Below are 26,094 nucleotides of genomic sequence, written 5' to 3'. Positions count from 1 at the left end.
GCCACGGCCACCGCGCCGTCGGCCGCGCCGGCGCTGTCCGCGCCGGCGCCCCGGCGTAGCGCCCGGTCCGTCGCCCGGCGCGCGGCCGTCGCGGCCGGCATGATCGCCGCGGTCGACAGGACCGACACGACCGGCGCGACCGCCGCGATCGCCGGCACCGGGGCCGGGCGGACGGCTCGGGGCCGGAGCGGTGGCGGTGGACGGCGGGAGGACGAGACCTCGCCGGTCGTCGCGGTGGACCGGCTCTTCCGGGACGGACTCACCGATCTGGCGCGTTCGGCGGACGCCCCGGAGCCCGAAGCCCACCACTGCCCCGAGGCGGCGGCCCACAAACTGCTGAGCGACGACACCGTCCGCCTGGGCCGCGTCACCCGCCCGTCGGCCGAGCGGTCCGCGCCCGGCCGACAGCCCGACCCGACCGATCTGGCCAGCACACCCACCACGACCACCCCGAACGCCACAACGGCCACAACCGCCGCGGGGACGGGCGGGGTTCTCCCGGCGGTGCGCGGGGCGGCGGGGGTGCCGGGCGAGGGTGCGGACCGGGCCGGGGCTGTCGCGGCCTCCCCGGCCCCCGAGCGGGCGGGGACGGCCGGGGTCCTCCCGGCGGTGCGCGGGGCGGCCGGGTTGCCGGCCGCGGGGGTGGACCGGGCCGGGGCCGTTGTTCCCGTCACCTCTGACCTTCGGAGCGAGTGAACCGTGCGTGTTCTGGCTTATGAGCTGCGCCGCGTGCGCGGCCTGCGTTCGACCTGGCTGCTGCTCGGTCTGGTGGTGGTCTGCGACGCCGTGGTCGCCGGTGTGCTGGCCGGGCAGGTGACGGACGGGGCCCTCGGCGGCCCGGCGGCGGTGCGGCTGCTGACGGCGGCCGTGCCGCTGGTGCCGCTGCCGTTCGCGGCCCTGGGGGCCGGGGTGCTGGGCGCGCTGGCGTACGCGCACGAGGTGCGGCACCGGGGGCTGGCGGCCTCGCAGGTGTCCTACCCCCGCCGGGTGCGGCTGCTGGCGGCCAAGCTGGCGGTGACCGGCCTCCTCGCGCTGCTGCTGGCCCTGGTCACGCTGCTGGTCGACACGGTGGCCGTGCACCTCGCCCTGCCGGCCGGGGTGGCGGTGTCGGCCTGGTCGGACCCGGCCGCGCTGTCCGGGCGGGTGGCGGAGGCGCTGGCCTCGGCCGGGTTGGGCGGGCTCGACGCGCTGCCGGCGGCGTCGGCCCCGCTGGCCCTGGTGGCCGGGCAGGGGGCGCCGGTCGCGCTGCTGGCCTTCGTCCTGCTGGTGGTGGCGGCCGGCTGGACCGGGGTGCTGGCCGCCGCGCTGACCCGGAGCGCGGTCGCCGGGGTGCTGCTGCTCGGCGCGCTGCCCCCGCTGCTGGAGTCCGGCGTGGCGCTGGTGCTGCGGCGGACCGGGACGCCCTGGCCGGTCCGGACGGCGGAGCTGCTGCCGTTCCCGTCGGGGATCGAGTGGGCGTACGGATGGGTGTACGGCGGGGACGGCCGGGTTGCCGAGGACGGTCCGGCGCTCACCGGTCGGGCGCTCGTCGAGCCGGCGCTGACCGATCCGGCGCTGCTGGTCGCCGCGGTGACGCCGGTGCTGGTGTTGCTGCTGGTCACCCTGGTGGCGCAGGTCCGGCGCCGGGCGCTCTGAGCCCTCCGGCGGGCGGTGGCGGTTCGCCAAGATCGACCAAGGGTGACCGCAATGAGCGCTTCGCCCTGATAAGAAGTCAATTATCCAGTCACGGCCGATCACCCTTTCGTGTGCTTTTCACGAGAATTCTCAAGCTGTGCCCGCCGATCGCCGACAAAGGACCTGTGAGTACCCTTGCGCACCCCACCATGACCCCCGCCCGTTCCGCCGACGGGGCCATCCACGGCCCCGTCGACCTGGACCGCTTCTCGTACGCCGATCGGCCGACCCCGCCGGCGCCCCGCTGGGAGGGCGCCGAGTCGGACCTCGCCCGGGTCGGCCGCAAGACCACCAGCAGCCGCGGTCGCGGCCTGCACGGCCAGCTGGTCCAGCAGCTGGGCCAGATGATCGTCTCCGGCGACCTCGGCGCCGACCGGCCGCTCGTCCCGGAGGAGATCGGCCAGCGGTTCGAGGTCTCCCGCACCGTCGTCCGCGAGTCGCTGCGCGTCCTGGAGGCCAAGGGCCTGGTCAGCGCCCGACCCAACGTCGGCACCCGGGTCCGCCCGGTCAGCGACTGGAACCTGCTCGACCCGGACATCATCGAGTGGCGCGCCTTCGGCCCGCAGCGCGACGAGCAGCGCCGGGAGCTGTTCGAGCTCCGCTGGGCGATCGAGCCGCTGGCCTCGCGGCTGGCCTCCGGCCACGGCCGGGAGGACGTCCAGCAGCGGCTGGCCGAGCTGATCGAGATCATGGGGCACGCGTGCGCCCAGGCGGACCTCGGCACCTACGTCCGGGCCGACGCCGAGCTGCACGGCCTCATCCTGCAGCTGGCCGGGAACCGGATGCTGGAGCACCTCTCCGGGATCGTCGCCTGCGCGCTCCAGGTGTCCGGCGGGCCGGCCACCTCCTGCGAGCGGCCCTCGGAGGCCTCGGTCGGACTGCACGCCCGGCTGGTGGACGCGCTCGGCGCCGGCGACGGCACCTCCGCCGAGACGACGATGCGGGCGCTGCTCACCGTCCACCCCGAGATCGAGCCGTCCGTCCCGGCGCCCCGGGAGCACTGAGCGGACCGTTCGGCGACCGGAATCCGCCGTCCCCGCCCCGCAACGTGTCCACGGACCGCCCCGTCACGATCCGACCCGTCATGATCCGCCCGTCCGCGATCTTCCCGCGGCTTCCCGCAGTCCCCTCGCGACCCCCGGCCCTCCGGCTGCCGCCACGGTGCAGCCGGGGGGCCTCCGTACATCCGCCCGCCGGGCCGACGGGCGCGGCCACCGGCGGACGGCACCGACCGGGCACCCACCGGGCACCCGCCGGGCACCCACCGGGCAGGCTAATGTCGTGTCCATGGTGAATGACTTCGGCGCGGGTGAGGGATGATGGAGGTCGGCCCCGGCCCGCGGCCACCGACCGGTGTGACCCGCGACACGAAGGCCATGCGTAACACTTGACGAGTAGCAGCGATGTCTCCTGAGCGGGAGCAGCTCCGGAATAACCCAACGTGTCAGAATGCTGTGTTGGTCCGCGGCGCTGCTGCCGTCCTGCAAACCCAGTCCTCAAGCCCGAGTCGGTCGGAATCGACACCGCGTGCCCGACGCGCGATCTCCTTCCCCGCCCGCTCGGGCGGCCGGTACGGGTTCGAGTCCACTCATCGTCCGAGAGGTTGTTCGTGTCGGCCAGCACATCCCGTTCGCTTCCCCCCGAGATCGCCGAGTCCGCGGCTCTGCTGGCGCTCATCGAGCGGGGCAAGGCCCAGGGGCAGATCGCCGGTGACGACGTGCGCCAGGCGTTCGAGGCGGACCAGATCCCGGTCACCAAGTGGAAGAACGTCATGCGCAGCCTCAACCAGGTTCTGATTGAGGAGGGGGTGGATCTTATGGTCAGCGCGGCCGAACCGGCCGGCGCCAAGCGCAAGAGCGTCGCTGCCAAGAGCCCCGCCAAGCGCACCGCGACCAAGGCGGTCACCACCCGGAACCCGGCCGCTCCGTCGGCCCCGACCAAGCCGCCCGTGCGCATCGCGCCCGGTGCGACGATCTCCACCCCGGCGGTGCCGGCCGTCTCCGCGCCGGTCAGCACCGTGTCCGCCGAGATCACCGCCGAGGGGGCGGCCTCCGTCGCCGCCGAGGCGAAGGCGGCTCCGGCGAAGAAGGCCGTCGCCAAGAAGGCCGTTGCCAAGAAGACCGCGGCGCCGGCCAAGAAGGCCGCCGCCAAGAAGACCACCACCGCCAAGGCCACCGGCAAGGGCGGCGAGGAGGAGCTGCTCGGCGAGGAGGAGCTGCTTGAGGACGCGGCCCTGCCCGGCGACAAGGCCGCCACCGAGGGCGGCGACGCTCCGGAGGAGGAGTCGGAGGGTTTCGTCCTCTCCGACGACGACGAGGACGACGCCCCGGCCCAGCAGGTCGCCGTCGCCGGTGCCACCGCCGACCCGGTCAAGGACTACCTGAAGCAGATCGGCAAGGTCCCGCTGCTCAACGCCGAGCAGGAGGTCGAGCTCGCCAAGCGGATCGAGGCCGGCCTGTTCGCCGAGGACAAGCTCTCGGCCGCCGACAAGCTCGCTCCCAAGCTCAAGCGCGAGCTGGAGATCATCGCCGAGGACGGCCGCCGCGCCAAGAACCACCTGCTGGAGGCCAACCTCCGCCTGGTGGTCTCGCTGGCCAAGCGCTACACCGGTCGCGGCATGCTCTTCCTGGACCTCATCCAGGAGGGCAACCTCGGTCTGATCCGTGCGGTCGAGAAGTTCGACTACACCAAGGGCTACAAGTTCTCCACCTACGCGACCTGGTGGATCCGCCAGGCGATCACCCGAGCGATGGCCGACCAGGCCCGCACCATCCGTATCCCGGTGCACATGGTCGAGGTCATCAACAAGCTGGCCCGCGTCCAGCGCCAGATGCTCCAGGACCTGGGCCGCGAGCCCACCCCGGAGGAGCTGGCCAAGGAACTCGACATGACCCCCGAGAAGGTCATCGAGGTCCAGAAGTACGGTCGCGAGCCCATCTCGCTGCACACCCCGCTGGGCGAGGACGGCGACAGCGAGTTCGGTGACCTCATCGAGGACTCCGAGGCGGTCGTCCCGGCCGACGCGGTCTCCTTCACCCTGCTCCAGGAGCAGCTGCACTCGGTGCTGGACACCCTGTCCGAGCGCGAGGCGGGCGTGGTCTCGATGCGCTTCGGCCTGACGGACGGTCAGCCGAAGACGCTCGACGAGATCGGCAAGGTGTACGGGGTCACCCGTGAGCGCATCCGCCAGATCGAGTCGAAGACCATGTCGAAGCTGCGCCACCCGTCGCGTTCCCAGGTGCTGCGCGACTACCTGGACTGATCGACGGCCGGTACCACGGCCCTACCGGAAGGCCCGGAGCCCCGCGCTCCGGGCCTTCCGGCTGTCCGGGCGCGGACGGACACGAACGGGCACGGACGGACACGAACGGGCGCGGGCCCAGGCGGGCACGGACGCGCCTGCGCGGGTACGCGCGGGGCCGACCAGCACGGACGGGCGTCACCGTCCGGGTGGCCGTTGTCCCTCGTCCGGGTGGCGGTCCGGTGATGAACGGTCGCGGACCGTAGTCGGTCACCTAGGCTGTGCCGGTTGCCTGCCGCCTAGCCACCTGGAGACACGGTGCTGCCCTCCCCGGACCGTCCGGACCGCGCCGACCTGCCGTCCACCGCGCCCTCCGCCGTACCGCCTGCCGGGCCCGCGACCGCGCCCGCCGCCCGGTCCGCGGTGGCCGGCCCGGTCTCCCGGCGGCGCCGGGCCGGTGTCCTGGCGCTGCTGGCCGCGCTGCCCGCGCCGCTGCTGGCCTTCGGCCCGGGGGCCCCGGCCGCGCAGGCCCGGCCGCAGGGCCGGATCGTCGGCGGCAGCACGGAGAGCACCAACGACCACCCGTGGGTGGTGGCGCTCGCCAGCCGGCAGCAGTTCGGCTCCGGCCGCTCGGGCCAGTTCTGCGGGGGAGCGCTGGTCACCCCGACCAAGGTGGTGACCGCGGCGCACTGCTTCTACGACGAGTCCAACGGGCGCCAGGTGGACCGGCCCGGCCTGCGGGTCGTGGTCGGCCGGGACGATCTGCGCGGCACGGCCGGCCGCGAGGTCGTGGCGCGGGACGTCTGGATCCACCCCGACTACTCCTTCACCACCAACATGAACGATGTGGCGGTGGTCACCCTGACCGAGTCGCAGGTGAACCGGCAGGTGATCGACCTCGTCGGCCAGGGTGAGACCGAGCCGTACCGGCCGGGGACGGTGGCCCGGGTCTACGGCTGGGGGGACACCACCGGCCACGGCGACTACTCGCCCCAGCTCCGGGGTGTGGACGTGCCGATCATCGCGGACCAGACCTGCGCCCAGGCCTATCCGGGCGGCCAGGACGGGCGTTTCGACGCCCGGGGCATGGTGTGCGCGGGCGAGGAGCGGGGCGGCAAGGACGCGTGCCAGGGCGACAGCGGCGGTCCGCTGGTGGTCGCGGGCCGGCTCGTGGGCCTGGTCTCCTGGGGAACGGGCTGCGCCGAGGCCGCCCACCCGGGCGTCTACACCAGGGTCGCCTCGGTCGGCGACGCCGTCCGCTCCGTCCTGTAGCCGAACGGGCGGCCCCCCCGGGCGGTGCGGCGGCCGGCACGGAGCGCGGCCGGCACGGAGCGCGGCCGGCGCGAGAGGACGGCGGACGGGAGAACGACGAAGCCGGGCAACCGACCCCCGGAGGGGTGGTTGCCCGGCTCAACCGGTCACACGCGGTGCGCGGCCGGACACAGCTCGACGCTGGTCTGCTGTCGGCGCCTCGGATCAGCGCTCGTCGTCGGAGGCCGTGGCGGTGGTGGCGCTCCCCAGGCGACCGCTCTCGTCCTGTATCTCCACGGCGATCTTCTTGAGCTCGGGCTCGAACTTCCGGCCGTGGTGGGCGCAGAAGAGCAGCTCTCCACCGCTGGCGAGTACGACGCGCAGGTAAGCCTGGGCGCCGCAGCGGTCGCAGCGGTCAGCCGCGGTGAGCGGGCTCGCAGGTGTCAGAACAGTAGTCACGTCGCCTCTTCTCTAGCTCGACGAGCTGTCGTACCAGGGTCAACATCCAACCAGGCCGAAAACGTTCCCGCTCGTGGCTTTTCTTCTCTGAGGATTCTGCTGTGTTGATGAGGAGGTGCCCCGGGGGTCGGTGGTTCATGCGTACCGAATCCCAGGATCCGCCTCTGGCTCGAACGCCCGATCGGAACCGGATGTGGGAGTCCGCGTAGCATAATCCTCTGCTGGGTTGGAGCATAAGCCCCGTCCTGGGCCCCGGTAGCCTGCATAACGGCAGTTCCGGAGCCTGTGCCCGGTCCCACGGTCCGCCAGGAGCGGTGGTATCGGGTGGAGATGGAGCCCCGGCGCCCCGAATCCGGCACGGCCCTTGTTCGCGGAGCGCGTACAAGCTGCGCGGGACCGGACCGCCGTGCTGCACACCCAGCGGAGGGGTGCGCACACCCAGGGGAACGGATGTCGGTGCGGCGTGCTGCACTGGCGGACGATCCGGACCTGACCGGACCTGGCCGGATGTGACCGATGAGACAGAACTTCACCGAGGAGAGTGCCGCGTGAGTGCCGAAACGACCGTGCCGTCCGCTCTGCTGGCCGGCGACGACGGTTCCAACTACACCGCTCGGCACCTGCTCGTCCTGGAGGGCCTGGAGGCGGTCCGCAAGCGCCCCGGCATGTACATCGGCTCCACCGACAGCCGTGGCCTGATGCACTGCCTCTGGGAGATCATCGACAACTCGGTCGACGAGGCGCTGGGCGGCTACTGCGACCGGATCGAGGTCGTGCTGCACGACGACTCCTCGGTCGAGGTCCGCGACAACGGGCGCGGCATCCCGGTGGACGTCGAGCCCAAGACCGGGCTGTCCGGCGTCGAGGTCGTGATGACCAAGCTGCACGCCGGCGGCAAGTTCGGCGGCGGCTCCTACGCGGCCTCCGGCGGTCTGCACGGCGTCGGCGCCTCGGTGGTCAACGCGCTCTCGGCCCGCCTGGACGTCGAGGTCGACCGCGGCGGCCACACCCACGCGATCAGCTTCCGGCGCGGCACCCCCGGCATCTTCACCGAGACCAGCCCGGACGCCCCGTTCGAGGCGGGCAACGGCCTGTCCAGGGTCCGCAAGGTGCCCAAGACCCGCACCGGCACCCGGATCCGCTACTGGGCCGACCGGCAGATCTTCCTCAAGGACGCCAAGCTCTCCCTGGAGCACCTGCACAACCGGGCCCGGCAGACCGCCTTCCTGGTGCCCGGCCTGACCATCCTCGTGCGTGACGAGCGGCTCACCGAGAGCGAGCAGATCGACGAGAGCACCTTCCACTTCGACGGCGGCATCGCCGAGTTCTGCGAGTTCCTGGCGCCCGACAAGCCGATCAGCGACGTGGTGCGGCTGCACGGCGAGGGCACCTTCAAGGAGACCGTGCCGGTCCTGGACGAGCTCGGGCACATGACGCCGACCGAGGTCACCCGGCACCTCGGGGTGGACATCGCGCTGCGCTGGGGCACCGGCTACGACACCACGCTGCGCTCCTTCGTCAACATCATCGCCACCCCCAAGGGCGGCACCCACGTCACCGGCTTCGAGCGCTCGCTCGCCAAGACCGTCAACGAGGTGCTGCGCGCCAGCAAGCTGCTGCGCGTCGCCGAGGACGACATCACCAAGGACGACGCCACCGAGGGCCTCACCGCCGTGGTCACCGTCCGGCTCGCCGAGCCGCAGTTCGAGGGCCAGACCAAGGAGGTGCTCGGCACCTCGGCGGCCAACCGGATCGTCGCGGCCGTCGTCGCCAAGGAGCTCAAGACCTTCCTCACCTCCGGCAAGCGGGACGAGAAGGTCCAGGCCCGGGCGGTGCTGGAGAAGGTGGTGGCCGCCGCCCGCACCCGGGTCGCGGCCCGCCAGCACAAGGAGGCCCAGCGCCGGAAGACCGCGCTGGAGACCAGCTCGCTGCCGGCCAAGCTGGCCGACTGCCGCAGCGACGACGTCGAACGCAGCGAACTCTTCATCGTCGAGGGTGACTCCGCGCTCGGCACCGCCAAGCTGGCCCGCAACTCCGAGTTCCAGGCGCTGCTGCCGATCCGCGGCAAGATCCTCAACGTGCAGAAGGCGTCGGTGAGCGACATGCTCAAGAACGCCGAGTGCGCCGCGATCATCCAGGTGATAGGGGCCGGCTCGGGCCGCACCTTCGACATCGACCAGGCGCGCTACGGCCGGGTCATCTTCATGGCCGACGCCGATGTCGACGGCTCGCACATCCGCTGCCTGCTGCTGACGCTGTTTCAGCGGTACATGCGGCCCATGGTCGAGCAGGGCCGGGTCTTCGCGGCCGTGCCCCCGCTGCACCGGATCGAGCTCACCAACCCCAAGCGCGGCCAGGAGAAGTACCACTACACCTACTCGGACGCCGAGCTGCGCTCCACCCTGCTGGAGTTCCAGCGCAAGAACCTGCGCTGGAAGGACCCGGTCCAGCGGTACAAGGGCCTCGGCGAGATGGACGCCGACCAGCTGGCCGAGACCACCATGGACCCGCGCCACCGCACGCTGCGCCGGATCAACCTGGGCGACCTGGACCAGGCCGAGAAGGTCTTCGACCTGCTGATGGGCAACGACGTGGCGCCGCGCAAGGAGTTCATCGTGGACTCGGCGGCCACCCTGGACCGCTCGCGCATCGACGCCTGAGCGACGCCCGTCGACCGGTGCCCTCCACCCGTGGGTGGAGGGCACCGGCGCGCTCGGCTCCACCCGCCGTCCACCCCGCCGTCCACCCCGGCGCCGATCAGCCGGGGGCGCCGGATCCGTAGCGTCGGAGAGGTCAGAAAGACCCTCCTCCGGACGGAGAAACCGATGCCCGCCCTGGTCGACGCCGCCCTCGTGGTGGTGGTGATGGTGCTGGTCCTCCGGCGCCAGATGCGCCCCCGGCGCCTGGACGCCGACCGCCGCTTCTGGCTGCTGCCGCTCGTCCTCGGCGCGGTCGCGCTGCGCGATCCGCAGCTGATCGACCGCCGGGACACCGCCTGGTCGGTCGCCCTGCTCGGCTGCGGGCTGCTCGCGGTGCTCGCGGCGGGCTCGGTGTGGGGCTGGACCGTCCGGCTGTGGCGGGAGGCGGACGGGGCGCTCTGGGCCCAGGGCACCAGGGCGACGCTGGCCGCCTGGGGCGGGATGCTCGCGATCCGCTTCGGCCTGTTCGGCCTCGGGGTGGCGCTGCACCTGCGGCAGTCGAGCAGCGCGCTGCTGCTGGGGCTGGCGGTGCTGCTGCTGGTCCGCTCGCTCGTGGTGCACTGGAGGGCCCGGGCCCTGGCGCCCCCGTTCGCCGCGGTGCCGTGACCACCGTGACAGCCACCGTGACCACCGCCGTACGCACCTTGGAGGCAGGCATCCTGGAGGCACCCTTGGCCGCCGGACGGTTCTGGACCCGCTGGCCGTCCCGCGAGGGGCTTGAGCACGACGCCGAGAGCCGGCCACGGCGGATCCTCGCCGCGGTCGGCCGGCTCGTCCTGCTGGTCACCGTCTGCTGGGGGACCTTCTCCGACGGCCGGTACGCGGGCTGGGCGGTGGTGGCCGCGGTCGCCGGGCTGGCCACGGCGGTCCTGCTCGCCGCCGGCTACCTGTACGCCTGCCGGGCGCAGCGCCCGGTGCCCGCGTACGCGCTGGCCGCCGGGCTGTTCGCGGTCGCCTGGCCGGCCAACGCGGGCCACGCCTACCTGCTCGCCGACGTGCTCTGGTACGGCCTGGCGGTGACCGCGCTGATCCGGCTGCCGACGGGGCCGGCGCTGCTCGCCGCGGGGGCCTCGCTCGGCTCGTACGCGGCGGTCAGCTGGGCGGGCTGGCTGAGCGTCACGGCCACCGTCGGCGGACTCCTGCTGCTCGGCTACCTGCTGCGCCTGGACATCGAGGCGCGCGGCACCGCGCGGCGGCTGCTGGCCCAGGAGCGGGCCGCGCGGGCCGCCGAGGCGGAGAGCGCCGCGCTCGCCGAGCGGGCCAGGATCGCCCGGGAGATCCACGACGTGCTGGCGCACAGCCTCTCCGCCCAGCTGGTGCACCTGGAGGCGGCCCGGCTGATGCTGGACGCCGGCACCGACCGTGAGCGGGTCCGTGAGCGGGTGGTGGCCGCCCGGCGGATGGCGCAGGACGGGCTCGCCGAGACCCGGCAGGCGCTGTCCGCGCTGCGCGGCGAGTTCACCCCGGTCGGCGAGTACCTGGTGGAGCTGACCGGGCGGGAGCGGGCGGCGTTCGGCGTCACGGGGACGCCGCGTCCGCTGGCCACCGAAGCGGCGCTCGCGGTCCGGCGTACGGCTCAGGAGGCACTGACCAATGTGCGCAAACACGCCCCCGGCGCGCGCTGCACGGTCGAGCTCCGCTATCTGGAGGATTCCGTGGAGCTGGAGGTGCGGGACGAACGCGCGGGACGGGCGGAGGCGCCCGACGGGCTGGCGGCCAGCGGTGCCGGGTACGGTCTGCTGGGGATGCGCGAACGCGCGGAACTGCTCGGCGGCAGCCTGCTGGCGGGCCCGCACGAGGGAGGATGGCGCGTGCTGCTGCGAGTGCCGGCATGACGGGGCCGGGGGTCACCCGGGTGCTGGTCGCGGACGACCAGACGGTGGTGCGCGAGGGCATCGTGATGCTGCTCGGGCTGCTGCCCGGGATCGAGGTGGTCGGCTCGGCGGCGGACGGCGAGGAGGCGGTCGCGCTGGTCGCCCGGCACCACCCGGACGTGGTGCTGATGGACCTGCGGATGCCGCGCTGCGACGGCGTCGAGGCGACCCGGCGGATCCGGGCCGGGTACCCGGGCACCGAGGTGGTGGTGCTCACCACCTACGCCGACGACGAGTCGCTGTTCCCGGCCCTGCGGGCGGGGGCGCGCGGCTATCTGACCAAGGACGCCGGGGGCGAGGAGATCGCCCGGGCGATCGCGGACGTCCGGTCGGGGGCGGCCGGGCTCTCGCCGCAGGTGCAGCTGCGGCTGCTGGAGCGGCTGTCGGGGGACGCGGCTCCGGTACCGGAAGCGGCGTCGGAAGCGGTGTCGGAACCGGCGCCGGTGCGGCCGTCGACGGAGCCGCCGGACGGGCTGACCGCGCGGGAGGCCGAGGTGCTGGGGCTGATCGCGGAGGGGCTCTCCAACACCGAGATCGCCCGGCGGCTGTACGTCAGCCCGGCCACCGTGAAGACCCATATCAACAACCTGTTCGCCAAGACCGGCGTGCGGGACCGGGCGCAAGCGGTCGCGTACGCCTTCCGACACGGAATCACCGGGTCGCCGCAGTAGTCGGATGAGCGTCTGTCGGATCATCGATCACCTCATCGAGTGAACGTATCTGCGCTGGGAGTTTGGGGAGTTGGGAGGCCCCCATCATGGGTCGGGTCACAACCCCCCGGCCCAGGAGCAGCCGTGCCACAGCAGCAGACGAGAAGACCCGAGCCGGGTGGAAAACTGGACTCGGGTGGGCAACTGGACTGGTGGGCGCCGGCATCGGCCGCCGCACCGCCACCCGGGCCGGAGGACGACTGGGAGACGGACGCCAGCACCGAGGTCTACCGGTCCGTCCAGAGCAGCCTCGCCTTCCAGCGGATCCGCCACAGCTACCGGTCCTTCGTCTTCCCGGTCAGCGGGGTCTTCCTCTCCTGGTACCTGCTGTACGTGGCCGCCCAGGCCGCGGCCCCCGAGCTGATGCGCGCCCCCGTCGCCGGCCCGGTCAACGTCGCCTGGCTGCTCGGCCTGCTGCAGTTCGCCACGACCTTCCTGCTGACCTGGCTCTACGCCCGGAACGCCCGCACCAAGCGCGACCGGGCCGCCCTGTCGCTGCGCTGGGACACCCAGGACCAGCTGCGATGAGGACCGCCACCCCGCCCCCCGTCGCCCCCGCCGGTGACCACCACGACCTGGCGGTGGTGCTGTTCGCCGTCATCGTCCTGGTCACCCTGGCGATCACCTTCTGGGCCGGCCGCCGCGGCAGCGCCGCCGAGGACTTCTACGCCGGCGGCCGCGACTTCACACCGCTGCAGAACGGTTTCGCGCTCTCCGGCGACTACCTCTCGGCCGCGTCCTTCCTCGGCGTCGCCGGGCTGATCGCGCTGTTCGGGTACGACGGCGTGCTCTACAGCATCGGCTTCCTGGTGGCCTGGCTGGTGGTCCTGATGCTGGTCGCCGAACTGGTCCGGAACGCCGGCCGGTACACCCTGGCCGATGTGCTGGCGCTGCGGTTGCGCCGGCGCAAGGTCCGGGCGGCGGCCGGCGGCGCCAGCATCGTGGTCACGCTGTTCTACCTGGTCGCCCAGATGGTCGGCGCGGGCAGCCTGGTCGCCCTGCTGCTCGGGACCAACAGCGCCGAGGCCCGCACCTGGACCATCGTGGCGGTGGGCGGTCTGATGATCGTCTACGTCACGGTCGGCGGCATGCGGGCCACCACCTGGATCCAGATCGTCAAGGCGTTCCTGCTGGTCGCCGGCTCGGTGCTGCTGACGGTGCTGCTGGTGGTCCGGTTCCACGGCGACATCGCCGAGCTGATGCGGCAGGCGGCCCAGCACAGCGGCGCCGGACAGCGGTACCTGGAGCCCGGGTTGAAGTACGGCAAGAGCTTCACCAGCCGGCTGGACTTCTTCAGCCTCGGCCTCGCCCTGGTGCTCGGCACGGCCGGTCTGCCGCACATCCTGTCCCGGTTCTACACCGTGCCCACCGCACGGGCCGCCCGCCGTTCGACGATGTGGGCGATCGGGCTGGTCGGCGGCTTCTACCTGATGGCCATCGCGCTGGGCCTCGGTGCCACCGCGCTGGTCGGCTCGGCCGAGGTCCGGCACGCCAACGCGGCGGGCAACACCGCCGTCCCGCTGCTCGCGCTGGTGCTCGGCGGCGGCAACGGCTCGACCGGCGGGGTGGTGCTGTTCGCGCTGATCTCGGCGATCGCCTTCGCCACCATCCTCGCCGTGGTCGCCGGGCTCACCCTGGCCTCCTCGGCGGCGTTCGCCCACGACATCTGGGCGGGGGCCTGGCGGGGACGCCCGCGTCGTCCGCGGGCCGACCGCGGCGGGCGGCGCGGGCGCGGCCGTCGGGCCGTCGTTCCGGCCTCCCGGCGGGCGCGCGGCGGGGCGGACGCCGCGACCGGAGCAGCGACCGGACCGGAGGCGGAGAGGGCAACGGACGGAGGGTCGGCGACCACGGAGCGCCAGGAGGTCCTGGTCGCGCGGATCGCGGCGGTCGGGATCGGCGCGGTGGCGATCGTGCTCAGCCTCTTCGCCCAGCAGCTCAACGTGGCCTTCCTGGTCGGTCTGGCCTTCGCCGTGGCCGCCTCCGCCAATCTGCCGGTGCTGCTCTACAGCCTGTTCTGGCGGCGGTTCACCGTCCGTGGCGCGGTCTGGTCGGTGTACGGCGGGCTGATCCCGGCGGTGGTGCTGGTGACCTTCTCGCCGGTCGTCTCCGGCACCAAGGTGGCGCTCTTCCCCGGCGTGGACTTCCACTGGTTCCCGCTGGAGAACCCGGGCATCGTCTCCATCCCGCTGGGCTTCCTGGCCGGGTGGATCGGCACCCTCACCTCGCCGGAGCCGGCCGACCCGGACCGGTACGCCGAGCTGGAGGTCCGCGCGCTCACCGGCGCCGGGGCCGCCTGACGGCCGCACACGGCGGACGGCCACGACCCCCGGCGGACTCCCCGCCGGGGGTCGTGGCCGTCCATCGCGTGCCTCGTGCCGCGTCCGGGCGGATCAGAGCTCGCGGAGGGCGGCGACCTCCATCCGGGACGGCGTGCCCGCCGCCTTGCCGCAACTCTCCGCGCGGGGCGGCTCGCTGACGCCCTCGGCCACCTCGACCTCCCAGGACCGGCCGTCCTCGTGCCGGACGCCGACCCGCCAGCGCCCGGCGCCGTCCGGCCGCTGCGCCAGGGTCAGCGCGTCCGCCCGCGTCTCGCCGGTGGCCAGCCGAACGGCCTGGTCGGCGGCCTGGGCCGGCCGGTCCCAGCCGGAACAGCCGCGCGACCACTCCGGCACCATGTGGCCGGCCGCCGTCGCCGCCAGCACCTCCTTGGCCGACTCGGCGGTCAGCCGCCCGTACGCGTAGCCGTAGGGCAGCACCAGCATGGTGGGGGAGAAGCGGTGGCCGCCCAGGTGGGTGACCTCCCACACCTCGCTGTGCCCGGCCGCCGCCAGGTCGGCGGCGAGGGGGCGGCCCAGCAGGGCGCAGCAGCGGTCGCGGCGGCCGTTGGTGCACACCAGGGCGATCGGGCCGCCGACGTGCGGCACCCCGAAGCCGCCGTGGTCGCCGGTGCCCAGCGCGGCGAAGTCCAGGCTCAGCAGCTCCGCCGGGTCCGCCACTTGGCCGCGGCGCACCCAGCTGCGGCCGGGGGCGGGGACGGTGTGCGCCACGACCACCTCGTGCCGGGCGGTCGGCAGGCAGTCCGCGTGCCGGCCGGGGCGGCGGATCAGCGCGACCCGGACGCCGGTGTCCGCGGTCGCGGCGTCCAGCGCGCGGCCGACCGCCGGGTCCAGGTGGCTCTCGCCGAGCGCCTTCGCCCCCCACGGGCCGTTCTGTTCGACCAACAGCCAGGTGGTGGCGGTCGCGGCGGTGGCGGCCAGGGGCTCCGACAGTTCACGCGACAGCGTCGCACAGGTGCTCACGTCGGTAAGGCTACCCTTGCCCGCTACCCGTGGCGCGACCGCCGGGAGATCGTCGGGAGAGCGCCGGGAGCGCGCCGACGACGGCAGGCGGGTGGGAACGCCGCAGGGGCGCCGACCTCGTGGGTCGGCGCCCCCGCAGGGTGCGACGGACCCTACGCGGGCCCGGCGACGGTGCTGAGCGGGGTGGTCACCGGGGTGCCGGAGCCGTCCCGGCGCGGGTCGCGCTCCGGCAGGTCGACCGGGACGCCCTTGGCGGTGGCCGCACGGGCGGGCGCCGGACCAGCCCAGGCGAAGGCGAGCGCGTCCTCGCCGCGCAGGAAGCGCTGGCAGCGCACCCCGCCGGTGGCCCGGCCCTTGCGCGGGTACTGCTCGAAGGGCGTGACCTTCCAGCTGGACTGGGCCTCGCCGGTGAGCGTGCCGGCCGCGCCGGCCACCGAGACGACCACCGCGTCGACGCCCGGGTCGACGGCGGTGAAGGAGAGCACCCGGGCGCCCTCGGACAGCTTGATGCCGGCCATGCCGCCGGCCGGGCGGCCCTGCGGGCGGACCTGTCCGGCGGGGTAGCGCAGCAGTTGGGCGTCGGAGGCGATGAAGACGAGGTCCTCCTCGCCGGTGCGCAGCTCGACCGCGCCGATCACCTCGTCGCCGTCCTTGAGCCCGATCACCTCGAACTCGTCCTTGTTGGCGGGCCATTCGGGCACCACCCGCTTGACGACGCCCTGCGCGGTGCCCAGCGCCAGGCCGGGGGAGGACTCGTCCAGGGTGGTCAGCGCGAGGACCCGCTCGTCGGCCTCCAGGCGGAGGAACTCGGTGACGGCGGCGCCGCCGGCCAGCGTCGGCGAGGGGGTGGGCGGCAGCGCCGGCAGGTCGATGACCGGCAGCCGCAGGACCCGGCCGGCCGAGGTGACCACGCCGACGTCGGCGCGGGCCGTGGTCGGCACCGCGGAGACGATCACATCGTGCTTGGCGCGCTTCTCGGAGAGCTCGAACGGCTCGCCGTCGGCGGACCGGGCGAGCAGGCCGGTGGAGGAGAGCAGCACCCGGCACGGGTCGTCCGCGACCTCCAGCGGCACGGCCAGCGAGGCGGCCGGCGCGGCGCCGGCCTCCAGCAGGACGGTGCGCCGCTCGGTGCCGAACTGCTTGGCGACGGCGCCGAGTTCGGTGGAGACCACGCTGCGCAGCCGGGTGTCCGACTCCAGGATCTCGGTCAGCTCGGCGATCTCGGAGGTGAGCTTGGCCTGCTCCTGCTCCAGCTCGACGCGGTCGAAGCGGGTGAGCCGGCGCAGCGGGGTGTCGAGGATGTACGCGGTCTGCGTCTCGCTCAGCGAGAAGCGCTCGATCAGGCGCTCCTTGGCCTGGGCCGCGTTGTCGCTCGACCGGATGATCGCGATGACCTCGTCGATGTCGACCAGCGCGACCAGCAGGCCCTCGACCAGGTGCAGCCGCTCCTGGCGCTTGCGGCGGCGGAAGTCGCTGCGCCGGCGGACCACCTCGAAGCGGTGGTCGACGTAGACCTCCAGCAGCTCCTTGAGGCCGAGGGTGAGCGGCTGGCCGTCGACCAGCGCCACGTTGTTGATGCCGAAGGTCTCCTCCATCGGCGTCAGCTTGTAGAGCTGCTCCAGCAGCGCCTCGGGCACGAAGCCGTTCTTGACCTCGATGACCAGGCGGAGCCCGTGCTCGCGGTCGGTGAGGTCCTTGACGTCCGCGATGCCCTGGAGCTTCTTCGCGTTGACGAGGTCCTTGATCTTGGCGATGACCTTCTCCGGGCCGACGTTGTACGGCAGCTCGGTGACCACGATGCCCTTGCGGCGGGCGGTGACGGCCTCGACGGCGGTGGTGGCGCGGATCTTGAAGGTGCCGCGGCCGGACTCGTAGGCGTCCCGGATGCCGGAGAGGCCGACGATCCGTCCGCCGGTGGGCAGGTCCGGGCCGGGGACGAACCGCATCAGGGTGTCGAGGTCGGCGCTCGGGTGCTTGATCAGGTGGCGGGCGGCGGCGACGACCTCGGAGAGGTTGTGCGGCGGCATGTTGGTGGCCATGCCGACGGCGATGCCGGTGGCGCCGTTGACCAGCAGGTTGGGGAAGGCCGCCGGGAGCGCCAGCGGTTCCTGCTCGCTGCCGTCGTAGTTGGGGCCGAAGTCGACGGTCTCCTCGTGGATCGACTCGACCATGGCCATCGAGGCGGCGGTGAGCCGCGACTCGGTGTAGCGCATCGCGGCCGGCGGGTCGTCGTTGCCCAGCGAACCGAAGTTGCCGTGGCCGTCGATCAGCGGCAGCCGCATCGAGAACGGCTGGGCCATCCGGACCACGGAGTCGTAGATGGAGGCGTCACCGTGCGGGTGCAGCCGGCCCATCACCTCGCCGACCAGGCGGGCGCACTTGACGTGGCCGCGCTCCGGGCGCAGGCCCATCTCGTTGGCCTGGTACAGGATGCGGCGGTGCACCGGCTTGAGGCCGTCCCGCGCGTCCGGGAGGGCCCGGGAGTAGATGACGGAGTAGGCGTACTCGAGGAACGAGCCCTGCATCTCGTCCACGACGTCGACGTCGAGGATGCGCTCCTCGAAGTCTCCGGGCGGCGGGGTCGGCGAACTGCGGCGGGCCATCGCGGCGGGGCTCCCTTACGTCTCGCTTGCGTCTCGTCTGCGTCTCGTCGGCGCGGTGTCACCGGGACTGTCGGCGTGTGCTGTCAACAGGGCTCGGCGCCCCCATTGTGGACCCTCCCGCCGACAGTCCCGGCCAGTGCCCCTCTTCCGCCCCTGGCGAACGCCCCGTCCGCGCGGACACATCCACGGCTCTCGCGCGTTGCACCACAATGGGGGACGCCACACGAACCCCCGACGTCGACGACGGGAAGGACCCGAGCGCATGGCCAACCCGGCCCCCGCCTCCGAGCGAGGCATCGCCATCACCGAGCACCGCCTGGCCAATGGGCTGCGCGTCGTCCTCTCCGAGGACCACCTGACACCGGTGGCCGCGGTCTGCCTCTGGTACGACGTGGGCTCCCGGCACGAGGTGAAGGGCCGCACCGGGCTGGCCCACCTGTTCGAGCACCTGATGTTCCAGGGATCGGCCAACGTCTCCAACAACGGGCACTTCGAGCTCGTCCAGGGCGCCGGCGGCTCGCTCAACGGCACCACGAGCTTCGAGCGCACCAACTACTTCGAGACCATGCCGGCCCACCAGCTGGAACTCGCGCTCTGGCTGGAGGCGGACCGGATGGGCTCGCTGCTGGCCGCCCTCGACGAGACGTCGATGGAGAACCAGCGCGACGTGGTGAAGAACGAGCGCCGCCAGCGGTACGACAACGTGCCCTACGGCACCGCCTTCGAGCGGCTCACCGCGCTGTCGTTCCCGGACGGCCACCCGTACCACCACACCCCGATCGGCTCGATGGCCGACCTGGACGCGGCCACCCTGGAGGACGCGCGGACGTTCTTCCGCACGTACTACGCGCCGAACAACGCCGTGCTCTCGGTGGTCGGCGGCATCGACCCGGAGCAGACCGTCGCCTGGGTGGAGAAGTACTTCGGCAGCATCCCCGCGCACGACGGCAAGCAGCCGCCGCGCGACGGCGCGCTGCCGGAGACGGTCGGCCGGGAGATCCGCGAGCTAGTCCGCGAGGACGTGCCCTCCCGCGCGCTGATGACCGCCTACCGGCTGCCGCACGACGGCACCCGTGAGGCGGACGCCGCCGACCTGGCGCTGACCGTCCTCGGCAGCGGCGAGTCGAGCCGGCTGTACAACCGGCTGGTCCGCCGGGACCGCACCGCCGTGGCGGCCGGCTTCGGCCTGCTGCGGCTGTCCGGCGCGCCGAGCCTGGGCTGGCTGGACGTCAAGACCTCGGGCGACGCCACCATCGAGCAGATCGAGGCGGCCGTCGACGAGGAGCTCGCCCGGTTCGCCGCCGAGGGCCCGACCGCGGCCGAGCTGGAGCGCGCCCAGGCGCAGATCGAGCGCGAGTGGCTGGACCGGCTCACCACGGTGGCCGGCCGGGCCGACGAACTCTGCCGCTTCGCCGTGCTGTTCGGCGACCCGAAGCTGCTGAACGACGCCCTGCCCAAGGTCCTCGACATCACCGCCGAGGAGGTGCGGGCCGTCGCCGAGGCGCGGCTGCACCCGCAGAACCGGGCGGTCCTGGTGTACGAGCCGACCCCGGCCGAGGACACCGCCGAGGACGCCGCCGACGACACCGCTGCCACCGCCGAGACCGACGAGGAGGGCGCCGCCGTATGAGCACCGAGTACGTCCCCGCCATGACTTTCCACGAGCAGCCCCAGCCCGGCACGCCCACCCCGTGGGCGTTCCCGGCGCCGGAGCGCGCCGCCCTCGGCAACGGCATCACCGTGCTGCACTGCCACCGCCCCGGCCAGCAGCTGGTGGCCGTCGACGTGCTGCTCGACGCCCCGCTCGCCGCCGAGCCGGAGGGTCTGGACGGCGTCGCCTCGATCCTGGCCCGGGCGCTCAACGAGGGCACCGACACGCTCTCCGCCGAGGAGTTCGCGGGCGAGCTGGAGCGGGCCGGCGCCACCCTGGACGCGCACGCCGACCACCCGTGCATCCGGGTCTCGCTGGAGGTCCCGGCCTCCCGGCTGGCCCGCGGCCTGGACCTGCTGGCCGCCGCGCTGGGCAGCCCGGCGCTGCCGGAGGACGAGATCGAGCGGCTGGTCGCCAACCGGCTGGACGAGATCGTGCACGAGGCGGCCAACCCGGCCCGGCGGGCCGCCAAGGCGCTGTACGCGGCGCTGTTCGACGGCGCCGACCGGCTCTCCCGGCCGCGCGGCGGCACCGCCGAGACGGTCAAGACGATCGACCGGGCCGCCGTCCGGGCCTTCTACGAGGGGCATGTGCGGCCCGCCACCACCACCGTGGTGGTGGTCGGCGACCTCACCGGCACCGACCTGCCGGCCCTGCTGGAGTCCACCCTCGGCGGCTGGAAGGGCACCGCGGCCGCGCCGAGCGCGCACGCGCCGGTGACCGCCGACGACGCCGGCCGGGTGATCATCGTCGACCGGCCCGGCTCGGTGCAGACCCAGCTGCTGATCGGGCGGATCGGCCCGGACCGGCACGACCCGAGCTGGGCCGCGCAGATCCTCGGCACCTACTGCCTGGGCGGCACCCTCACCTCCCGGCTGGATCGGGTGCTGCGGGAGGAGAAGGGCTACACCTACGGGGTGCGGGCGTTCGCGCAGCCGCTGCGCTCCTCCGCCGACGGCAGCGGGCGCGCCATGCTGGCGATCAGCGGCTCGGTGGACACCGCCTCCACCGCACCGGCGCTGGCCGACACCTGGACCATCCTGCGCACGCTGGCCGCCGAGGGGCTCACCGACGCGGAGCGCGACGAGGCCGTGCAGTTCCTGGTCGGTGTGGCGCCGCTGAAGTACGAGACGGCGGGTTCGGTGGCCGGCACCCTGGCCGACCAGGTCGAGCAGTACCTGGCGGACGACTTCCAGGCCGAGGTCTACCGGCAGCTGGCCGAGCTGTCGACGGCCGCCGCCACCGAGGCCGTGGTGAGGGCCTTCCCGACGGACCGGCTGGTGACCGTCCTGGTCGGTGACGCCGCGGCGTTCGCGGACCGGGTGCGGGAGCTGGGCATCGGCGAGGTGACCGTGATCAGCGCCTGACGGGGCACGCCCTTGAGGGCCCGGTGGAGCGTTCCGACGCTCCGCCGGGCCCTTTCGCGTGCGCGTGGTTAATTCCCTTGCGGGGGCGCCGAGGCGCGTGGGTAGATATCCCCCGGCACCCGGTACACACACGGACACCCGGTACATACGGAGAGGAGGCGGTCACCATGCGGGTCGAGCAATCCCAGCGGCGCTCCCCGAGACTGTCCTCCCGATGCCTCCCGGCCGCCTGAGCGCCGCCGACCTCTGACATCCCCCGCGTCGCGCCGGGTCTCTTCGCGCGGCATCCCCCCGGGGTGCACACCCCGCCTACGCTTGAACCGTCCGACCTTGGGAGGTCGTTGAACCATGTCGTACACCGAGGTACCCGGCGTCCGGGTTCCGATCCGGATGTGGACCGACCCGGCCACCGTCGAGGGCCAGGCCATGCAGCAGCTGCGCAACATCAGCTCGCTGCCCTGGCTGCACGGGCTCGCCGTGATGCCCGACGTCCACCTGGGCAAGGGGGCGACGGTGGGTTCGGTGATCGCCATGCGCGGCGCCGTCTGCCCGGCGGCGGTCGGGGTGGACATCGGCTGCGGGATGAGCGCGGTGAAGACCTCGCTCACCGCGAAGGACCTGCCGGACGACCTGTCGCGGCTGCGCTCCCGGATCGAGCAGGCCATCCCGGTCGGCCGCGGCCTGCACTCCGACCCGGTCGAGCCGGGCAAGCTGCACGGCGTCCCGACCGGGGGTTGGGACGACTTCTGGCAGCGGTTCGACGAGGTCGCGCCCGAGGTGAAGTGGCGCCGCGAGCGGGCGGCCCAGCAGATGGCCACGCTCGGCGGCGGCAACCACTTCATCGAGGTGTGCGTCGACGACACCGGCGCGGTCTGGCTGATGCTGCACTCCGGTTCGCGCAACATCGGCAAGGAGCTGGCGGAGCACCACATGGGCGTGGCCCAGTCGCTGCCGCACAACCAGGGCCTGATCGACCGTGACCTCGCGGTCTTCGTCGCGGACACCCCGCAGATGGCCGCGTACCGGCAGGACCTCTTCTGGGCGCAGGAGTACGCCAAGCGCAACCGGGCGCTGATGATGGCGCTGTTCCAGGACGTGGTGCGGCGCGAGTTCCCGCGGGCGAAGGTCGCCTTCGACGAGGTGATCAGCTGCCACCACAACTACGTGTCCGAGGAGCGCTACGACGGCGTCGACCTGCTGGTCACCCGCAAGGGGGCGATCCGGGCCGGGTCCGGCGACTTCGGGATCATCCCGGGGTCGATGGGCACCGGGTCGTACATCGTCCGCGGCCTGGGCAACGAGGCGTCGTTCAACTCGGCCTCGCACGGCGCCGGCCGGAAGATGAGCCGGAACGCCGCGAAGAAGCGGTTCACCACGCGTGACCTGGTCGAGCAGACGCAGGGCGTGGAGTGCCGCAAGGACGCCGGGGTGGTGGACGAGATCCCGGGCGCGTACAAGCCGATCGAGAAGGTGATCGAGCAGCAGCGGGACCTCGTCGAGGTCGTGGCCCACCTGAAGCAGGTGGTCTGCGTCAAGGGCTGAGCCCGTACGGCGCTCCGTCGTGCAAGGCCCCCGGCCGTCGGCCGGGGGCCTTCGCGCGCTCGCGGTCCGTCCCGAAGAGGACCTACGCGGTGCTGGCCGACGGGGCTCCGTCGCGCCGGGGGTTGAGCCGGCGGTAGCCGGGGTGCACCCCGGCGGTGAGCTGCTGGGCCTCGGCGATCCGGCGCAGCAGCCCGGCCAGGGCGATACGTTCCTGCGGGTCGAGGCCGGTGCAGAGGGCCTCCTCGTGGGCGAGCGCCGCCTCGGCGAGCCCGCGCATCGCCTCCTCGCCCTTGGCCGCGAGGTAGAGGTCCTGGAACCGGCGGTCCTTGGGATTGCGCCGGCGCTCGACCAGGCCGCGCTCCTCGATGGCGTCGACGAAGGCCACGAACCGGCTGGGGGACATCCCGAGCCGCCGGGCGAGCTCCTGCTGGTGCTGGCCGGGAGCCATGCTGACCGCCCGGAGCAGGCCGGCCTGGGCCGGGGTGAGGTCCAGCTCGGCGACCCGCGCGGCGAAGGCCTGTGTCGCGTGCTCGCCCAACTGGGACAAGAGGAATGCGACTTGGGCTCCCTGCGGGCCCGGGTGACCGGACGGGGCGCGGTCGGGAGATTCGGTCATGGAAACACGATAGCAGTGGACAATGATGTCCCCGGGTGAACTATTCTGGACAAGGAACTACCGTCGTCGGTGCCGATCCGTCCGGCGTCGGCCTTCGGACCCATCGACCCGTTCTCGACTGGAGTGCCCCTCATGACCACGACATCTGCGGTGCCGGCCGCCTCCGCCCGGCCTCAGCAGTCAGGCCCGCCCTTGCTGCTGCCCGCCGTGGCGTTCGCGGCACTGATGGTGGTGTCCATCGTGCTGGCCCGGCAGACCCCGCTGCCCACCGATTCCGCGGCCGACACGCTCGCCTACTACAAGGACCACGCGACCGCCGCCAAGGTGTCCGGGACGCTGCAGTTCGGCGCCTCGCTCCCGCTCGCGGTCTGGGCCGCCATCGTCTACCAGCGGCTGCGCAAGCTGGGCGTGGTCGCCCCTGGCCCCGGCATCGCGCTGGTGTCCGGCGTGCTCGCCTCCGCGTCGATGGCGCTCTGCGGCCTCACCGTCTGGGCGGCCTCCCGGGCCGGGGACCTCGGCGACGCGTCGCTGGCCCGTTCGCTGGCCGACCTCACCTTCGCCTCCGGCGGGCCCGGGCACGTCGTCCCGTTCGCCGTGATGCTGGCCGGGGTGGCCGTGCCGATGCTGCTGCTCGGCTTCGGTCCGAAGGGCTTCGCCTGGGCGGGCCTGGTGCTCGCCGGGATCGGCGTCCTGGGGACCCTGGCGCTGCTCTCCACCAGCCTCGGCTTCTTCCTGCCGATCGCCCGCTTCGGTGGCCTGATCTGGCTGATCGCGGCCAGTGTGATCCTGCCCAAGCAGCGTCCGCGCCGCGTCGCCGGTGCCGAGGCGGAGGTGGCCTGAGGGCTGATTCAGACTGCTCCGGTGCGGTGACGGCCCGGAACCCCGGTGGTGGTGCTCCGGGGTGAGGGCCGTCCCGGGTCGGGGGCGGGCGGCGGGGCGCGGCGTCGGGAGGCGCGGCGGACCGGTCGCGACCGAGCGGGCCGTCGGGTCCGTGAGGGAAAAGGGAAGGCGGCGCGGCGGTGTCCTGGGGAGGAAGGCCGCCGCGCCGCCGACCGTCGTTCGGCGACCGGAGGGGGGTCGCCGGGCGGCGGATGAAGCGGTACGCGTGCGGCATGTGCCGCACGCGATGCGCGCGATGCGCGTGATGCGCGTCCGCGGGGCCCGGTCGACGGGCCCCGCGGTGGCGGGCGGCGGGCCGCCCGGCCGTCAGGCCGCCGCGAGGCGGCGGTCGAGAACGGCGAGAATCAGCTCCTCCACCCGGCGGGCCACCGGCTCGCTGTCGCCCTCCGGGCCGGCCAGCAGGTCGAAGGTCTCGAAGCTGGTGAGCATGAACAGCATCTCCACCAGCTCGTCGAGCTCGCCCTCGCCGACATCGGCGCCCCGGTCGGCGAGCAGCCGGCCGAGCACCACCTGGAGGCCGCCGCGCCGCCGCTCGCCGCGGCTCTGCAGCGCGGTGTCGAGCTCCGGGTCGAGGATTCCCAGGCCGCGCAGCCGGCGCAGCGCGACCCGGCCGGAGGCGTAGAAGCCGGTCAGCACGTCGAGCACCGTGGCGAGCGCCTCCCGGCCGCTGGGTGCCATGAAGGCCGCGGGCATCCCGGCCATTCCGCCGCGGTGGGCCAGATCGTCGAAGAGTGCCTCCAGCAGGCCGGTCTTCGAGTCGAACTGGTAGTAGACGGTCATCCGCGCCACTCCGGCGGTCTTGGCGACGGCGTCCATGCTGAACGAAGCCGGGCCCTTCTCCCCGGTGAGCAGCTCGCAGGCCGCCTCCAGAATGCGGGTGCGGGTCTGTTCGGCGGCTACCTGGCGTTGGCCGGCTCGGTACTGGCGTGGGCTCATGGGCTGTTGACGTCTCCTGAGGCGGGTGCTATCACATTCATTGTACACTCAGTCTATATAAAAATATGGGGGCAGGGAACGGGCCGGCGGTGACCGCCTCCCGTGCCGCCCTCGCGGAGGACCGGCGCCACATCCACGACGACATCCCCCCACTGCGGAGGCCACGATGAGGTACCGCCACGTGAGTGTGCCGAGGCTCGGCGGAGCCGAGGTCCTGAGGCTGTCCAACGACGAACTCCCGTCCCCGGCCGTCGGCCAGGTCCGGGTCCGGGTGCTCGCCGCCGGCGTCTCCTACGGTGACATTCTGCTCCGTGCCGGAGTGATTCCCGGCGGGCCCAAGCGGCCCTTCACCCCCGGATACGACCTGGTGGGGGTGGTGGACGAGGTCGGACCGGGCACCCGGGCGCCCGAACCGGGCAGCCGGGTGGTCGCGTTGGTGCGCAGCGGCGGCTACGCGGAGTACGCGCTGGTGGCCGCCAACCGCCTCGTCCCGCTGCCCGACGGGGTCGACCCGGTCGAGGCCTCGGCGCTCGCCCTGAACTACTTCATCGCCCAGCAGATGCTGCACCGGGTCGCCGAGGTCCGGCGGGGCGGCACGGTCCTGGTGCACGGGGCGTCCGGCGGCGTCGGCACGGCCTTCCTGGAGCTGGCCGGGCTCGCCGGGGTCACCGTGTACGGCACCTGCTCCGCCGCCCGGGCCGAGCAGGTCCGGGCGCTCGGCGGGCGTCCGATCGACCGGGACAAGGAGGACTTCCGGCGGGTGGTGCGCGCTCTGCCGGGCGGCGCGGTGGACGCGGTGTACGACCCGATCGGCGGCCGGCACTTCCTGCGCTCGTACCAGGCGGTGCGGCGCGGCGGCGTGATGGTCGGCTTCGGCCAGAACGCCGCGCTCGACGGCAACCGGCGGGACTTGCTGACCGGCGCCCAGGGGTTCCTGGGCGGCATCGTGCTGCCGAAGCTGGTCCCGGACGGTAAGCGGACGCTGTTCTACAACGCCTGGAGCCTGGAGAAGTCCCACCCGTCCGCGTACCAGCAGGACCTCGCCACCGTGCTGGAGCTGCTGCAGAAGGGGCTGGTCAACCCCCGGGTGGGCCGCACCATGCCGCTGGACGAGGCGGCGGACGCGCACCGCGCGATGGAGACCGCCGCGGTCACCGGGAAGATCGTGCTCGTCCCGGCCGGGGCTTAGGGCCCGTCTTCGAACCCCCGCCTGCGGGGCGACGCCGGGGCACGCACCTCGACGGCTTCTCGTCAGTCGCCGATGCTCCGCAT

The 26,094-nt window shown here is 73.4% G+C and carries 20 protein-coding genes and 1 pseudogene; 16 read left to right on the top strand and 5 right to left on the bottom strand.

The features are described 5' to 3' along the window. The 5 genes and pseudogenes from ACFP3U_RS34435 to ACFP3U_RS34415 all read left to right on the top strand — a co-directional run. Window positions 1–696: pseudogene (locus tag ACFP3U_RS34435) on the top strand (hypothetical protein); the annotation flags it as partial. 3 nt (window positions 697–699) lie between these two features. Beyond that, a complete protein-coding gene (locus ACFP3U_RS34430; protein ID WP_380229700.1) occupies window positions 700–1,635 on the top strand; it encodes a hypothetical protein in 936 nt (311 codons plus the stop codon). A gap of 110 nt (window positions 1,636–1,745) precedes the next feature. Further along, entirely contained in the window at window positions 1,746–2,678 is a 933-nt protein-coding gene (locus ACFP3U_RS34425; RefSeq protein WP_380229699.1) for a FadR/GntR family transcriptional regulator, read from the top strand. Between the two features lie 599 nt (window positions 2,679–3,277). After that, window positions 3,278–4,936, top strand: a complete 1,659-nt coding sequence (locus ACFP3U_RS34420) for an RNA polymerase sigma factor (protein WP_380229698.1) — start codon at window positions 3,278–3,280, stop codon at window positions 4,934–4,936. Window positions 4,937–5,338: 402 nt separating this feature from the next. Further along, window positions 5,339–6,187: a S1 family peptidase gene (locus tag ACFP3U_RS34415; protein WP_380229703.1), complete on the top strand. Its 849-nt coding sequence runs from the start codon at window positions 5,339–5,341 to the stop codon at window positions 6,185–6,187. Between the two features lie 204 nt (window positions 6,188–6,391). Here ACFP3U_RS34415 and ACFP3U_RS34410 read toward each other — a convergent pair whose 3' ends face one another. Further along, on the bottom strand, window positions 6,392–6,625 hold the full coding sequence (locus ACFP3U_RS34410; RefSeq protein WP_380229697.1) for a DUF7455 domain-containing protein: 234 nt from the start codon (window positions 6,623–6,625) through the stop codon (window positions 6,392–6,394). Window positions 6,626–7,173: 548 nt separating this feature from the next. Here ACFP3U_RS34410 and ACFP3U_RS34405 point away from each other — a divergent pair. The 6 genes from ACFP3U_RS34405 to ACFP3U_RS34380 all read left to right on the top strand — a co-directional run bounded on the left by ACFP3U_RS34405 (window position 7,174) and on the right by ACFP3U_RS34380 (window position 14,205). Continuing rightward, a complete protein-coding gene (locus ACFP3U_RS34405) occupies window positions 7,174–9,285 on the top strand; it encodes a DNA gyrase/topoisomerase IV subunit B (RefSeq protein ID WP_380229696.1) in 2,112 nt (703 codons plus the stop codon). Window positions 9,286–9,450: 165 nt separating this feature from the next. Beyond that, on the top strand, window positions 9,451–9,930 hold the full coding sequence (locus tag ACFP3U_RS34400; RefSeq protein ID WP_380229695.1) for a DUF1453 domain-containing protein: 480 nt from the start codon (window positions 9,451–9,453) through the stop codon (window positions 9,928–9,930). Window positions 9,931–9,995: 65 nt separating this feature from the next. Further along, the gene (locus ACFP3U_RS34395) at window positions 9,996–11,159 is read left to right on the top strand and encodes a sensor histidine kinase (RefSeq protein ID WP_380229702.1); all 1,164 of its coding nucleotides are present in this window, start codon (window positions 9,996–9,998) and stop codon (window positions 11,157–11,159) included. Beyond that, entirely contained in the window at window positions 11,156–11,869 is a 714-nt protein-coding gene (locus tag ACFP3U_RS34390; protein WP_380229694.1) for a response regulator, read from the top strand. The genes ACFP3U_RS34395 and ACFP3U_RS34390 overlap by 4 nt, the downstream gene beginning before the upstream one ends. Before the next feature lie 123 nt (window positions 11,870–11,992). Then, entirely contained in the window at window positions 11,993–12,436 is a 444-nt protein-coding gene (locus tag ACFP3U_RS34385) for a DUF485 domain-containing protein (RefSeq protein WP_380229693.1), read from the top strand. Next, on the top strand, window positions 12,433–14,205 hold the full coding sequence (locus ACFP3U_RS34380) for a solute symporter family protein (protein WP_380229692.1): 1,773 nt from the start codon (window positions 12,433–12,435) through the stop codon (window positions 14,203–14,205). The genes ACFP3U_RS34385 and ACFP3U_RS34380 overlap by 4 nt, the downstream gene beginning before the upstream one ends. A 93-nt stretch (window positions 14,206–14,298) precedes the next feature. On the opposite strand, the gene ACFP3U_RS34375 is transcribed toward ACFP3U_RS34380, so the two are convergent. Beyond that, window positions 14,299–15,207, bottom strand: a complete 909-nt coding sequence (locus tag ACFP3U_RS34375; protein WP_380229691.1) for a sucrase ferredoxin — start codon at window positions 15,205–15,207, stop codon at window positions 14,299–14,301. A gap of 152 nt (window positions 15,208–15,359) precedes the next feature. Continuing rightward, complete coding sequence (locus ACFP3U_RS34370; protein ID WP_380229690.1) at window positions 15,360–17,810, bottom strand: DNA gyrase/topoisomerase IV subunit A; 2,451 nt, start codon at window positions 17,808–17,810, stop codon at window positions 15,360–15,362. Between the two features lie 262 nt (window positions 17,811–18,072). Between ACFP3U_RS34370 and ACFP3U_RS34365 the strand changes: the two genes are divergently transcribed. The 3 genes from ACFP3U_RS34365 (at window position 18,073) to ACFP3U_RS34355 (ending at window position 22,370) form a co-directional block, all read left to right on the top strand. Then, on the top strand, window positions 18,073–19,440 hold the full coding sequence (locus tag ACFP3U_RS34365; RefSeq protein WP_380229689.1) for a M16 family metallopeptidase: 1,368 nt from the start codon (window positions 18,073–18,075) through the stop codon (window positions 19,438–19,440). 20 nt (window positions 19,441–19,460) lie between these two features. Further along, the gene (locus tag ACFP3U_RS34360; RefSeq protein ID WP_380229701.1) at window positions 19,461–20,828 is read left to right on the top strand and encodes a M16 family metallopeptidase; all 1,368 of its coding nucleotides are present in this window, start codon (window positions 19,461–19,463) and stop codon (window positions 20,826–20,828) included. A gap of 348 nt (window positions 20,829–21,176) precedes the next feature. Beyond that, window positions 21,177–22,370, top strand: a complete 1,194-nt coding sequence (locus ACFP3U_RS34355) for an RtcB family protein (protein ID WP_380229688.1) — start codon at window positions 21,177–21,179, stop codon at window positions 22,368–22,370. An 82-nt stretch (window positions 22,371–22,452) separates the two neighbouring features. Here ACFP3U_RS34355 and ACFP3U_RS34350 read toward each other — a convergent pair whose 3' ends face one another. Continuing rightward, the gene (locus tag ACFP3U_RS34350) at window positions 22,453–22,986 is read right to left on the bottom strand and encodes a MarR family winged helix-turn-helix transcriptional regulator (RefSeq protein WP_380229687.1); all 534 of its coding nucleotides are present in this window, start codon (window positions 22,984–22,986) and stop codon (window positions 22,453–22,455) included. A 132-nt stretch (window positions 22,987–23,118) separates the two neighbouring features. Here ACFP3U_RS34350 and ACFP3U_RS34345 point away from each other — a divergent pair, with 132 nt between their 5' ends. Further along, window positions 23,119–23,826, top strand: coding sequence for a DUF4386 domain-containing protein (locus tag ACFP3U_RS34345; RefSeq protein WP_380229686.1), 708 nt, complete (start codon window positions 23,119–23,121; stop codon window positions 23,824–23,826). A 366-nt stretch (window positions 23,827–24,192) separates the two neighbouring features. Here the strand turns inward: ACFP3U_RS34345 and ACFP3U_RS34340 are convergent, their stop codons facing one another. Next, window positions 24,193–24,822, bottom strand: coding sequence for a TetR/AcrR family transcriptional regulator (locus ACFP3U_RS34340; RefSeq protein ID WP_380229685.1), 630 nt, complete (start codon window positions 24,820–24,822; stop codon window positions 24,193–24,195). A gap of 181 nt (window positions 24,823–25,003) precedes the next feature. On the opposite strand from ACFP3U_RS34340, the gene ACFP3U_RS34335 reads away from it, so the two are divergent. Then, a complete protein-coding gene (locus ACFP3U_RS34335) occupies window positions 25,004–26,011 on the top strand; it encodes a medium chain dehydrogenase/reductase family protein (RefSeq protein WP_380229684.1) in 1,008 nt (335 codons plus the stop codon). Window positions 26,012–26,094 lie beyond the last annotated feature (83 nt).

Origin of the sequence: Kitasatospora misakiensis (assembly GCF_042656005.1) — a bacterium.
In the GTDB taxonomy this organism is placed as follows: domain Bacteria; phylum Actinomycetota; class Actinomycetes; order Streptomycetales; family Streptomycetaceae; genus Kitasatospora; species Kitasatospora misakiensis.
The sequence above is the reverse complement of the archived record's forward strand: the minus strand, read 5'-3'. Positions and strand labels throughout refer to the sequence as shown.

Coding starts and splice junctions, on each gene's coding strand:
- ACFP3U_RS34400 (WP_380229695.1), top strand. CDS start 9,451: ATGCCCGCCCTGGTCGACGCCGCCCTCGTGGTGGTGGTGATGGTGCTG.
- ACFP3U_RS34390 (WP_380229694.1), top strand. CDS start 11,156: ATGACGGGGCCGGGGGTCACCCGGGTGCTGGTCGCGGACGACCAGACG.
- ACFP3U_RS34380 (WP_380229692.1), top strand. CDS start 12,433: ATGAGGACCGCCACCCCGCCCCCCGTCGCCCCCGCCGGTGACCACCAC.
- ACFP3U_RS34370 (WP_380229690.1), bottom strand. CDS start 17,810: ATGGCCCGCCGCAGTTCGCCGACCCCGCCGCCCGGAGACTTCGAGGAG.
- ACFP3U_RS34365 (WP_380229689.1), top strand. CDS start 18,073: ATGGCCAACCCGGCCCCCGCCTCCGAGCGAGGCATCGCCATCACCGAG.
- ACFP3U_RS34360 (WP_380229701.1), top strand. CDS start 19,461: ATGACTTTCCACGAGCAGCCCCAGCCCGGCACGCCCACCCCGTGGGCG.
- ACFP3U_RS34355 (WP_380229688.1), top strand. CDS start 21,177: ATGTCGTACACCGAGGTACCCGGCGTCCGGGTTCCGATCCGGATGTGG.
- ACFP3U_RS34350 (WP_380229687.1), bottom strand. CDS start 22,986: ATGACCGAATCTCCCGACCGCGCCCCGTCCGGTCACCCGGGCCCGCAG.
- ACFP3U_RS34345 (WP_380229686.1), top strand. CDS start 23,119: ATGACCACGACATCTGCGGTGCCGGCCGCCTCCGCCCGGCCTCAGCAG.
- ACFP3U_RS34340 (WP_380229685.1), bottom strand. CDS start 24,822: ATGAGCCCACGCCAGTACCGAGCCGGCCAACGCCAGGTAGCCGCCGAA.